Source organism: Clostridium sp. TJA020 (assembly GCF_058310295.1).
In genome coordinates, this window is sequence record NZ_JBZEFC010000002.1 from 386,264 (window position 1) to 399,329 (window position 13,066).

Sequence of the window (13,066 nt, forward strand, 5' to 3'; positions counted from 1 at the left end):
GATTAATTTATACTTGATATAATTTTACAAATTCTTTCATACTCATTTTTTATATCTAAAAAAAGTTCTTTTATTTTATTGTATTTGTGAGCTCTAATATCATTTACAAGTTCTGTGCATAATAAAAATAATGTATGAAAGCTAAGATTTAAAGATATTCCCTTTAATGTATGTGCTTTTATTTCTATTTCTTTATAATCTAAATTATCAACAGCTTCTTTTAATTCATAATATGTATTATCCTTAAGAAAAGCTTTTATAAACTTTTCAACTAAATTAGTATTATTCGCAAATCTACTTATTATTTCCCCTTTATTTATTCCTAATTTCTCTAATCCATCATCAAAATTCAAAATAAATCATCTCCATTTTATATTATAATTAAATGATACTTGTGTTAAATAAATTTATAAACATTATGTAATTAAAAGATATATCAAATCAAAACAATACCAATTCAATATATAATAAATTTTAAAACTTCTACTTTCTTAATTTTATTATAATAATTATATTAAATACTAAACAAACTTTGAAGTTCTTTTTCTGTTAAATGTCTATATTCACCTAAATTTAATTTTGTGTCCAACACTACTTCTCCTATAGCAATTCTCTTTAAATATAAAATATTACATCCAACTGCTTTAAGCATACGTTTCACTTGATGCTTTCGTCCTTCTGAAATAGTAATATATCCTGAAACAACGGATTGATTGTAATTTTTTAAATTTATATTTAACTTTTTAAGTTCATCTTCAAAATCCTTAAATAAGCCATAATCATTAATTTTCACCTTAGCAGGTCTAGTTAAAACTCTACCTTTTATTATATTAACTCCATTTTCTAAGCTTTTTATATTTTCATTACTTAAAGAACCTAATGCCCAAAAGAAATAAGTTTTACATACATGCTTTTCTGGATGCATTAACTTATGTTCAAAATCTCCGTCATTAGTGAACAATAATAAACCCTCAGTATCTTTATCTAACCTTCCAACATGAAATATTCCTTTTTTATCTTCTTCACTTAAAAATTCAAATACAGTTTTATGCTCTTTATCTATCTTTGCAGTAATACACCCAGAAGGTTTATTAAACATATAATATACCTTTTCTGAATATTCTACTACATTATTAAGATATTCTATTTTATCTATCTTTTCATCTATATTAATTGCAGGTACTGTTACTACTTTTTCATTAACTCTTACCTTTCCTTCTTTTATATAAATTCTAACTTCTTTACGCTTTCCAATTGATGACTGTGCTAAAAATTTATCTAATCTCATTCTATTATCTAATTCTCTTTCTTTAAATTATAATTAACCTCTAAATAAACATAATTGTAATTATTAATAAAAATGGAAGAATATATATTAATATTCTTCCATTAAAATATATTTAATTTATAAGTATTTCTATCAAAATTATTTTCTTTCTAATAATGCAACATTTTCTATATGTGCTGTATGTGGAAACATATCAACTGGTTGTACCACTATAGTTTTATATCCTAATATATCAAGTTCCTTTAAATCTCTAGCTAAAGTACTTGGGTCACATGATACATATACGACTCTCTCTGGCTTTACTTCACCTATAGCATTAAGTAATTTATTATCGCAACCCTTTCTAGGCGGATCAACTACTATAACATCAGCTTTAACTCCATCTTCTATAAGCTTTGGTATAACTTCTTCTGACTTACCAACAAAAAATTCTGCATTATCAACATTATTTTTTTTAGCATTCTCTCTAGCATTTACTATTGCAGGCTCAACTATTTCAACTCCATAAACTTTCTTTGCTTTTTGTGATAAAAATAGTGTTATTGTACCTGTACCACAGTAAGCGTCAAATACCGTTTCATTTCCTGTTAAGTTTGCATATTCAAGTGCTTTTCCATACAGTACTTCTGTTTGTTCAGGATTAACTTGAAAAAATGAAAGAGGTGATATATTAAATTTAAAGTTTCCAATGTAATCAGTAATACAATCTTCTCCCCATAACGTATAACATTCAGGTGTAAGTATTACATTTGTATCTTTTTTATTTACATTTAGTATAACGCTTTTTAAACCTTTAATTTTAAACTCTAACTTTTGTATTAGCTCATTTATATTTTTTAATTCTTTTCTAGTTGTAACTAAGACAACCATAACCTCTCCTGTTTTGAAGCCTTTTCTTATCATTATATGTCTTAAAAAACCTTCTTTATTAAATTTACCATCAACAAAAGCTGGTTTTATATTGTTTTCTTCCATCCAATCTCTAAAGATTTTCACTATCTTATCTGAATCATCTTCCTGAATAAAGCATCTATCTATATTAATTATGTCATGACTTCTTGGTGCATAAAATCCAATTGATAATTTCCCATTAACCATTCCTACAGGCAATTGAACTTTATTTCTATAATTATATGGATTTTCATTCATACCAATAGGATAATTTACTATATCTTCATTAAGACCACCGATTTTTTTTATACAATCTTTAACTCTCTCATACTTAAAATCAAGTTGTGTTTTATAATTCATATGTTGAATTTTACACCCACCACATTTTTTAAAGTTTTCACATCTTGCTTCTACTCTGCCTTGAGATTTTTCTATAACTTCTAATAATTTGCCATATGCATAATTTTTTTTAACCTTAACAATTAAAGCCTTAACCTTTTCTCCCTTTAAAGCTCCTTCAATAAATATAGGAAATCCTTCTACCTTAGCAATTCCCTCACCTTCATATCCTTGTGACAATATATCTAAAGTGTACTCTTTGTTTTTTATAACCATATCGTTTCACCTTTTTCCTAACATGTAATACCGACTTATTATATCATAAAGTTATATAAAAGTTGTATAAATATTGATATAACCCTCTTATCAAATTAATTCATATTCTAAATAAAATTTCTAAGCTTAAAATTAATTTCTATAATATAAAGAGCCGTCAAACTTTCATTTGACAGCTCTTTATAATTATTTAATTTTGTTTGCAATAGATGTAATTAATATACCACTAAAAGTAACAACAATAACTAATCCTAGTCCTAATAAGCTTTTAACTTTTTTTTCATTATAAGAAAAACCTAAAGAAATACTATCTTTCATTTATCCACCTCATGCAAATTATTTATGGAGATATGTTGTTTTATTATATATTATGATTTTTATTAATTATTGTTTTAACTAATTGATAAATTAAATATTTTATTTATAGTATAAAAAATATTTAATATGACTCTATAAAAGTTTCACATTGAGTTAACACATCATTTCTTTCAGTGTTTTTAGTTATTATTAAGTTTCTAGCTTCACACTTACCATTTCCATTATAAAAACAAGATTTTGCATTGCAAGAAACTGTTGGACTAAGTTTTATATCACTACCATCATTAACCATTTGCATTATTTCTCCAATAAAATCAGTATTCCCCAAAGCTTTAAATCCATTTATTATTGATTTTTCTCTATAATTACTACAATATGTTTGACTTGATGTGTAAGCATTTTCTCCTTCAATAAGAATATATTCTGCTCCACAAAGCCCACATTCATTATTTATACAACTATGAACTGAACATCCTAATGTTGTATTCATAAATTATCACACTCCCTTAAGTTATATTATTTGCAAGGAGTGTGATAATATTCTTTTATTTATATAGAATTTTTAATTGATAACATTTACTATTAAGCTTTTGATCTATCATGAACATTCCAAGTAAATGCTAAGAATACTATTGCTAATATACATGATGCCATAAGTAGTATAAATCCACCATCCCAATTAAACTTATCAACAACAGCACCCATAGCAACTTCTGCTAACACTTGTCCTCCCATGTATCCGAAAAGACCTGTAAAACCAGCTGCTGTTCCTGCTGCTTTTTTAGGAACTAAATCTAATGCACTTACTCCAATTAACATAACTGGTCCATATATTAAAGCTCCAATCGAAGCTAAAGCACAATTTATAATTATTGGATTTGAACTCTTCCAATATATAAACACCCCGATAAATACACCAATCATACAGAATACTCCAAGAGGTGCTCTTCTTCCATGGAATACCTTATCACTAAGCCATCCAATTATTATAGTACCTGGTATTGCTGCATATTCAAAAAGTGCAAATGCAACTGATGATTCTTTCATACTAAAGTTTCTAACTTCTTCTAAATATGTTGGAACCCAGTTTATAACTCCATATCTAACTAAATATACAAAAATATTTGCCAAAGCTACTGCCCATAAATATTTATTTGTAAATACATACTTAAATAATATTTCTTTTGCTGATAATTCTCTTTCTCTATCATCAACTTGAACTTCTGGATAATCATTTTTATATTCCTCTATAGGTGGTAATCCAACTGATTGAGGAGTATCTTTTGCAAATATCATATAAAGAATTCCAATTATAATTGCAATTATTGCTGGTAAATAGAATATTCCTTTCCAGCTACCAAACATTGAAACACCAATTACTGCTATTGTTGCTATAAGTCCGCCTCCAACATTATGAGCAGTATTCCAAATTGACATTTTTACTCCACGTTCTCTATCTGAAAACCAGTGAGTAATTGTTCTTCCACAAGGTGGCCAACCCATTCCTTGAACCCAACCATTAGCAAGCATTAATATAAACATTAATGTTATACTTGATGTAATTGGAAAGAAGAAATTTACTATACCTGATAAAATAAGTCCTATTCCCAAAAAATACCTTGGATTTGATCTATCAGAAACATTTCCCATAACAAATTTACTAATTCCATATGCTATTCCAAGTGCTGATGCTACAAATCCTAATTGAAGCTTAGTAAACCCTTGATCTACTAAGTAAGCTTTTGCTAATGAAAAATTACTTCTTACAAAATAATAAGTTAGATATCCTATATATATACTAATAAATACTTGAATTCTATACCTTTTATATGCAGAATCTATTTTATCCTTTGGCAACCTAGCTATTGGTTTAGCAGGTTTTAAAAATCCTAATATATCTCTTGTTTGATTAGATAAATCTACTGTCATATCTGCTTTGTTAACTTTTGAAAAGTTTGACATATCTCTTGTCCCCCCTACGATGTCAGAAAATAAAAAAATACCACAAAAGTATATTTTTAATATACTAATTGTGGTCTACTCTCTAAATCTCTGTACCATGTATTAAATTTTGATTAAAGTATAAAAAATTCAAGATAGCGCTATCTCTAATTTTATAATAATATTTTTAGTAAACATTTACAATAGTTATAAAAGTAAAACTTAAAGTTTTACTTTTTGTTCATTTTTTTAAAAAAATTAGCACCACTAAGGGTGCAATAGAATCAGTTGCCAATAATAATCTTTACTTTAGATACATCTTATAATTTTAACATATCTTATAAATAATATACAATACTTTATTATATTTTTTTATAAATTTAAATATTTTCATAAAAAATAACCTTTAGAAATAAATCTAAAGGTTATTTTTAATTAACTTATATAAATTAAACTATTTTACAACAGTTACTTTCATTAAGTTAGTTGCTCCAACTTCTGCAACTGGTACTCCAGCAGCTATAACTACTGTATCTCCAGCTTTAACAAATCCGTTTTCTTTAGCTATTTGTGTTGATTTTTCCATCATTTCATCAGTTGATTCCATTCTTTCTGAAACCATTGCATATACTCCCCATGAGAAAGCTAATTGTTTAGCAACAATTTCGCTTGGAGTAATTGCTAATATTGGGCATTCTGGTCTGCATTGTGATAATCTCTTTGCAGTTGCTCCACTTTGAGTTGATGAAACTATTGCAGCAGCTTGTAATTCATTAGCAGCATTACAAGTAGCTCTGCTTATTACTCCTGATATTGCAGGAACATGATGAGTTGCTGTTGAAGTTGCAACTTTGTATTCTAATTGCTTTTCAGTTTCTTCAGCAATCTTAGCCATTGTTCTAACAGCTTCTACAGGATAGCTTCCGTTAGCACTTTCTCCTGATAACATTATTGCATCTGTTCCATCTAATATAGCATTAGCTACATCTGAAACTTCAGCTCTTGTTGGTCTTGGGTTTCTGATCATTGAATCTAACATTTGTGTTGCAGTAACAACTGGGATTCCAGCTTTGTTACATTTTTGAATGATCATTTTTTGTACTGCTGGTACGTTTTCTATTGGAATTTCAACTCCAAGGTCTCCTCTAGCTACCATAATAGCATCTGATTCAGCTATTATTGAATCTATATTGTCAACACCTTCTTGGTTTTCTATCTTAGGACAGATAAGGATGTTTTCTCCACCATTTTCATCTAAAACTTTTCTGATTGCTCTTACGTCTTCAACTTTTCTTACGAATGATGCAGCTATCATGTTTACTCCGATTTCACAACCGAATTTTAAATCTGCTTCGTCTTTTTCAGTTAAAGCTGGTAATTTTATTGATACACCAGGAACGTTAACTCCTTTGTGACTTCCAACTAATCCAGTGTTCATAACTTCACAGATTACTTTATTTCCTTCTACCTTTTTAACTTCTAATCCAACTAAACCATCATCTATTAAGATTGTGTTTCCTGGTTTAACGTCATTAGCTAATCCATCGTAGCTTACTGAACATTTAGTTGCATCTCCAAGAACTTCTTCACCAACATATATAGTGAATTCTGAACCTTTTTGTAGTTCAAGCTTGCTTGGTTCAAAGTTTCCAGTTCTTATTTCTGGTCCTTTTGTATCTAAAACGATAGCTATTTCTTTGTTGAATTTTTTAGCTAATTCCTTAACTTTTTTTATTCTTCCTGCATGCTCTTCATGATCTCCATGTGAAAAGTTATGTCTTGAAGCATTCATTCCAGCTTGGATTATTTGTGATAATATTTCTTCATTTTCACTAGCTGGACCTATTGTACAAATCATCTTAGTCTTTTTCATTCGAAATAACACTCCCTCTTTTTTTGTAATTACCCAAAATCTATATATAAAAATTTATTTATAGCATTATTAATTTATTATTTAAAACTATTTTGAAATTATTTCTGCAATTTCATAAGTCTTTTCATCAAATTTTCTTTCCATTGCTAAAGCTTCGTCGATATCCATATCTACTATTTTATTATCAACTATTCCAATAACTCTTGAAGTTTTTCCTTCTTGTAAAACTTCAACTGCCTTTGATCCCATTTTTGAAGCTAATATTGTATCGAAAGCACTTGGGCTTCCACCTCTTTGGATATGTCCTAAAACAGTTGCTCTTGTTTCCATTCCTGTAACTTCTTCAACTTCTTTAGCTAATTCGAAAGCTCCACCTACTCCTTCTGCTAAAAGTACAAGATTGTGCATCTTTCCACTTTGTCTTCCTTCTAGAATAGTTTTGCATAATTCATTTTTATCGAATCCTTTTTCTGGAACTATTATTGCTTCAGCTCCACCTGCTAAACCAGCGTATAAAGCTAAGTCTCCACAATTTCTTCCCATAACCTCAACTATTGAAACTCTTTCGTGAGATGTTGAAGTATCTCTAATCTTATTAATCGCATCTAATACTGTGTTTAATGCTGTATCAAATCCAATAGTATAATCTGTGTAAGCTAAATCATTATCAATTGTTCCTGGAAGACCAATTGTTTTAATTCCTAATTTAGAAAGAAGCTTTGCTCCTGTAAATGATCCGTCTCCACCTATTACTACTAATGCATCTACTCCATATGCTTTTAAGATTTTAACTGCTTTTTTTCTTACTTCTTCTTGTTTAAATTCTGGACATCTAGCTGTTCTTAAAATTGTTCCACCTCTTTGAATAATATCAGAAACTGAACTTCTGTCCATAGTGAATAATTCTCCGTTAATTAAACCACTATATCCTCTTTGAACTCCCATTACCTCTAATCCAGCTGCTATTGCTGTTCTAGTTACCGCTCTAACTGCAGCATTCATTCCTGGTGCATCTCCACCACTAGTTAAAATAGCTATCTTTTTCATGATTACTCCTCCTTATTCACCAAACAGGACACATCTTGTCCCACCGGTAATAAATCTTCCCACGTTTATATGACCGATTATAATTGTACATAAATTGCTGAAAATTATCAATGTTATCAATGTAAATTGTTTAATTTTTTTAATATATTGATATTATATTAAAATATTCTACAATATTCTTTATATTGAATTGTTGTAATCATTCCACATCATTATTATACCCTATGAAATTCAAAATTATATGTAATCTTATTATTTTTTTGGATTTAATTTTTGTAAAAATTTTCATTTATCTTTCATTCAATATTATTGACTATTGTTATTACTTTAATACAATTATTGCATTTTTATTGCCTTTTTATTAATTAATTATTTTATAAATTAATTATTTTTTATATATTTTATAAAGCTTTTATTTGCTATTACATAACAATTATCTACTTATTTCGATAAAATATCAAGAGAAAAAATGAATTTTCTGTATTTTTAGATTTTTTAATAAAAAGCAAAAGAAAGGTATGAAAATCTATATTTTTATCATACCTTTCCTACCTTAATATATAAATTTTTGAATATTTATACTTTATTTATGCATTTAAATCAAATTTTTCACAAGAATCTTTTTCATTCCTTATTATTAAATAAAAATTAGCTAATGATGTACTATAATAAGGAATTACCCAAAGTAACCCTATTCCTAAAGTTAATATTCCAAGTATCATCCAACCTAAAAATGATAATTGAAATTTAAAGAATCTCCATTTGTTCCCTTTCATTAAACTAAATGACTTTGACAAACTTTCTGATAATGTAAATCCATCAACTATTAAATATTCTACTGGTAAAAAGAATATATTTATTATAAGCATCATTAAACTTAATGATACTGCAACTAAAATAAGTGAAAATATAACATAACTAATTTCATATTCAAAAAAAGTAATACTAAATATACTTCCTATAAATATAGAAATTAAAATTATTGTTATTACAACTACAACTATTCCTAATATTAACGAAAACCCTGCATATCTTAAATATACTTTAAAATCTTTTGTTATATTATTTATATCAAATTTACCATTCCTAACTAAATTTAAGTATAAATTTATTGAAAATACTCCTGTTAATACCGATATTATAAAAGTTAACACATTATTTGCTATTGATATATTTGATTCATTAAATATAAGTTCAGGAATTCCTGTTAAAATAAAAACTACTAAAGTTACCAATACAAACTTAAGCCAGTTCCCCTTAAGATTTTCTTTCGATAATTTCTTAATTTCCGAATTTTCCATACAATTCCCTCCTATTAAATAATATAAGCATTTGTATAATTCTATTAAACTCATTTATTATATATAACAATATTATAAACTAATCTAATTATTAAAAAATTATGTAGATTTATATTATTTACTTATAGTTTTAAAAATAAAAAAGATGGTTTAAGAATTAACTTCTTAAACCATCTTTTTTATTTTTAAATTACATTTTTAAAGATTTTAAGATTCCACTACCTTTACGTTATCATCACCTAATTTTTCCTTTAATATTGTTATTGAATCACTATTTAAATCAAGCCAACATTCTCTTGAAAGTCTATAACTTTTTCTTAATTCATTATTAAATATATAAACTGCTGTTTCACCTTTATATTGATTAAAATTATTTTTTATTTCATTTGCTAAGATTTTTGCTTCTTTAGCATCATTTACTCTTATATATATTTTATTTGAATCTACTTTTTCTAGACCTTCAATTTTTTCACATATAAGCTTTGGTGGTTCATCTTCCTTAAGACTTATACGCCCTTTTATTGTGACAAGTGCATCTTCGTTTATACTTTCTCTAACTCTATCTAATGTTCTAGGAAAAACGATAACTTCTATTTCTCCACTTAAATCTTCAAGCTTTAAAAATGCCATTATTGTATTGTTTCTAGTAACCTTTTGATTTACTTCTGTTAAAATTCCACCTAATATTACTGTTTGATTATCTTTTATAGGCATTTCACTTGACATATCATCTAAGCTTATACCTTTAGCAATATTTTCTTCCATAGCCTCATAAACTTTAAATATATTACTTATAGTTGTTGTAGTTTGCACCTTTAAACTCTTTCCATACTCATCTAAAGGATGTCCTGATAAATATATACCTGTCATTTCTTTTTCCATTGAAAGGATATGCTTTTTATTAAATTCCTTTATATCAGGATATTTAATTTCTGGCATACTTACATTTTCTTCATCAATTCCAAATAAACTAATTTGACCATCAATATTTCTCTTTCTTTCTCCTGAAACACCATCCATTATTTTTTCATAAACAGCTAAAAGCTTTGATCTATATACTTTAAATGAATCTAAAGCTCCAGCTTTTATAAGACTTTCTACCGCTCTTTTATTAATTGTTCCAAGATCTAATTTATTTATAAAATCCATTATTGATAAAAATTCACCTTTATCATTTCTAGACTTTACTATATTTTCAACGACATTTACTCCAACATTTCTTATTGCTGCAAGACCAAATATTATTTTATCTCCATCAACAGTAAATTTTGAATAACTTTTATTTATATCAGGTGGAACCACTTGTATGCCTAAACTTTCTGCAAACTTTATATATGATGCAACTTTTTCACTTGTTCCCATTACTGAATTAAGCATAGCTGCAATCATTTCAACTGGATAATACTTCATTAAATAAGCTGTTTGATAACCAACAACTGCATAAGCTGCAGCATGACTTTTATTAAAAGCATATGAAGCAAAATCCATCATCATATCGTATATTTTATTTGCTACATCTTCTGGTATTCCATTTCTTAAGCATCCTGGTACTTCAATATTTCCATCTTTATCTTCTATTCCGTATATAAAGTTTTTTCTTTCTTCTTCCATTACCTTATGCTTTTTCTTTGACATAGCTCTTCTAACAAGGTCACTTCTTCCCATTGAGTATCCTGCAAGCTTTCTAACTATTTCCATAACCTGTTCTTGATATACCATTACTCCATATGTAACATTTAATATATCTTCTAACTCTGGTGTTAAATACTCGACCTTTTCAGGATTTCTCTTTCTTTCAACATATCTAGGTATTTCAGCCATAGGACCTGGTCTATATAATGAAATACCCGCTATAATATCTTCTAATGAATCTGGCTTAAGTTCCTTCATGAAAGCTACCATCCCAGCTGATTCTAACTGGAATACCCCTGCTGTTTTACCTTCACCAATCATCTTATAAACTTCTTTATCTTCAAAGTCTATTTTATCTAAATCTATATCAACATTTCTATTATACTTAATCATATTAACAGCATCATTCATAACAGTTAACGTTCTAAGTCCTAAAAAATCCATCTTTAGAAGACCAAGTTCTTCTAATGTGGTCATTCCAAATTGAGTTACTATCATTTCATCATTCTTTTGAAGTGGTACATACTCAACTAATGGCTTTGATGCTATAACTACTCCAGCTGCGTGAGTTGATGAGTGCCTTGGAAGACCTTCTAAATCTTTACTAACATCAATTAAATTTTTAACACGCTCATCTGTATCATAGGCTGATTTAAGTTCTGGATTTAAATCTAATGCTTTCTCTATTGTTATTCCAAGCATAGTTGGAATCATTTTAGCTATTCTATCAACTTCTGCATAAGAATAATCCATTGCTCTTCCTACATCTCTAATACATGCTCTTGCAGCCATTGTTCCAAAAGTTATAATTTGAGATACATTTTTTTCCCCATATTTATCAACAACGTAATCTATTACTTCTTGTCTTCTTTCATAACAAAAATCAGAGTCTATATCTGGCATACTTACTCTCTCTGGATTTAAGAATCTTTCAAATAATAAACTATACTTTATTGGATCTATTTTTGTTATTCCAAGAGTATATGCAACAATTGAACCAGCTGCTGAACCTCTCCCTGGACCAGTTGGTATTCCATTATCTATTGAATACTTTATAAAGTCCCAAACAATTAAAAAGTAATCAACATATCCCATTTGCTTGATTACTCCAAGTTCATAATCAAGTCTATCAATAAGTTCTCTTGCCTCTTCACTTTCTTCCCTCATATTAAAGACTTTATCATAATCATATTTATCCTCTTTAATACAATCAAATACTGAATATCTTTCTATAAGTCCTTTATAACATGTATCCCTTAAATATGTATAAGGATTATCTTCATTTTCTGGTAATGGGAATTTAGGTAATTTTGATACATGAAACTCATAATCAAAATTACATTGTTCTGATATCTTTATAGTATTTTCTAAAGCCTCTGGTATATAAGAAAACATATCATACATTTCATCTGGTGACTTTAAGTAAAACTGATCAGAAGGGTATCTACGTCTATTTACGTCATCAACAGTTTTTCCTGTTTGTATACACATTAAAATATCATGTGATTTTGAATCTTTTCTTTCAATATAATGAACATCATTTGTTGCAACTAATGGTATCCCCGTTTCTTTTGAAAGCTTTATATTTAATTCATTTACTTTTCTTTGTTCTTCCATACCATGATTTTGAAGCTCCAAATAAAAACCTTCTTTAAATATATCCTTATATTCTAAAGCTACAGCTTTTGCTTTTTCATAGTTATCATTAAGTAATGCCTTTTGTACTTCTCCTCCAAGACATGCACTTAATGCTATAATCCCTTCACTATGTTTTCTCAAATAATCATGATCTACTCTAGGTTTATAATAAAATCCTTCTATTGAAGCCTCTGAAACTATCTTCATTAAGTTTTCATAACCAATTTTATTTTTAACTAAAAGAACTAAGTGATTTGTACTATTATCTTTATCTATATTTTTAATATGCATTGACTTACTAGCTACATAAACTTCACAACCAAGTATAGGTTTTATCCCTTCTTCCTTAGCTGCTTTATAAAAATCAACACACCCATACATTACTCCATGGTCAGTAATAGCCATACTTTCCATACCAAGCTCCTTAGCTTTCTTTACAAGCTTCTTAACTTTTCCAGATCCATCTAAAAGGCTGTACTCTGTGTGAAGATGTAAATGACAAAATTTTTTATCTCCCACTTA

General features: G+C 27.9%; 10 protein-coding genes. All 10 read right to left on the bottom strand.

Annotated features, from left to right (window positions below):
• Positions 1-2 precede the first annotated feature (2 nt).
• The 10 genes from AC4FQ1_RS05690 to AC4FQ1_RS05735 all read right to left on the bottom strand — a co-directional run bounded on the left by AC4FQ1_RS05690 (position 3) and on the right by AC4FQ1_RS05735 (position 13,063).
• A complete protein-coding gene (locus tag AC4FQ1_RS05690; protein ID WP_303127796.1) occupies positions 3-353 on the bottom strand; it encodes an Hpt domain-containing protein in 351 nt (116 codons plus the stop codon).
• Positions 354-514: 161 nt separating this feature from the next.
• On the bottom strand, positions 515-1,288 hold the full coding sequence (locus AC4FQ1_RS05695; RefSeq protein WP_303127793.1) for a pseudouridine synthase: 774 nt from the start codon (positions 1,286-1,288) through the stop codon (positions 515-517).
• A gap of 138 nt (positions 1,289-1,426) precedes the next feature.
• Entirely contained in the window at positions 1,427-2,794 is a 1,368-nt protein-coding gene (gene rlmD, locus AC4FQ1_RS05700; protein WP_491169184.1) for a 23S rRNA (uracil(1939)-C(5))-methyltransferase RlmD, read from the bottom strand.
• A gap of 186 nt (positions 2,795-2,980) precedes the next feature.
• Positions 2,981-3,112 carry a hypothetical protein gene (locus tag AC4FQ1_RS05705; RefSeq protein WP_303127788.1) on the bottom strand — a complete coding sequence of 44 codons (132 nt, stop codon included), beginning with the start codon at positions 3,110-3,112 and terminating at the stop codon, positions 2,981-2,983.
• A gap of 121 nt (positions 3,113-3,233) precedes the next feature.
• Positions 3,234-3,602 carry a DUF1540 domain-containing protein gene (locus tag AC4FQ1_RS05710; RefSeq protein ID WP_303127786.1) on the bottom strand — a complete coding sequence of 123 codons (369 nt, stop codon included), beginning with the start codon at positions 3,600-3,602 and terminating at the stop codon, positions 3,234-3,236.
• A gap of 92 nt (positions 3,603-3,694) precedes the next feature.
• Positions 3,695-5,041, bottom strand: coding sequence for a glycerol-3-phosphate transporter (gene glpT, locus AC4FQ1_RS05715; protein ID WP_303127828.1), 1,347 nt, complete (start codon positions 5,039-5,041; stop codon positions 3,695-3,697).
• A 466-nt stretch (positions 5,042-5,507) separates the two neighbouring features.
• Complete coding sequence (gene pyk, locus AC4FQ1_RS05720) at positions 5,508-6,926, bottom strand: pyruvate kinase (protein ID WP_303127784.1); 1,419 nt, start codon at positions 6,924-6,926, stop codon at positions 5,508-5,510.
• Positions 6,927-7,013: 87 nt separating this feature from the next.
• Complete coding sequence (gene pfkA, locus AC4FQ1_RS05725) at positions 7,014-7,973, bottom strand: 6-phosphofructokinase (RefSeq protein WP_303127781.1); 960 nt, start codon at positions 7,971-7,973, stop codon at positions 7,014-7,016.
• Positions 7,974-8,560: 587 nt separating this feature from the next.
• The gene (locus AC4FQ1_RS05730; RefSeq protein WP_491169185.1) at positions 8,561-9,274 is read right to left on the bottom strand and encodes a DUF975 family protein; all 714 of its coding nucleotides are present in this window, start codon (positions 9,272-9,274) and stop codon (positions 8,561-8,563) included.
• Between the two features lie 207 nt (positions 9,275-9,481).
• The gene (locus AC4FQ1_RS05735) at positions 9,482-13,063 is read right to left on the bottom strand and encodes a DNA polymerase III subunit alpha (protein WP_491169186.1); all 3,582 of its coding nucleotides are present in this window, start codon (positions 13,061-13,063) and stop codon (positions 9,482-9,484) included.
• Positions 13,064-13,066: the final 3 nt, after the last annotated feature.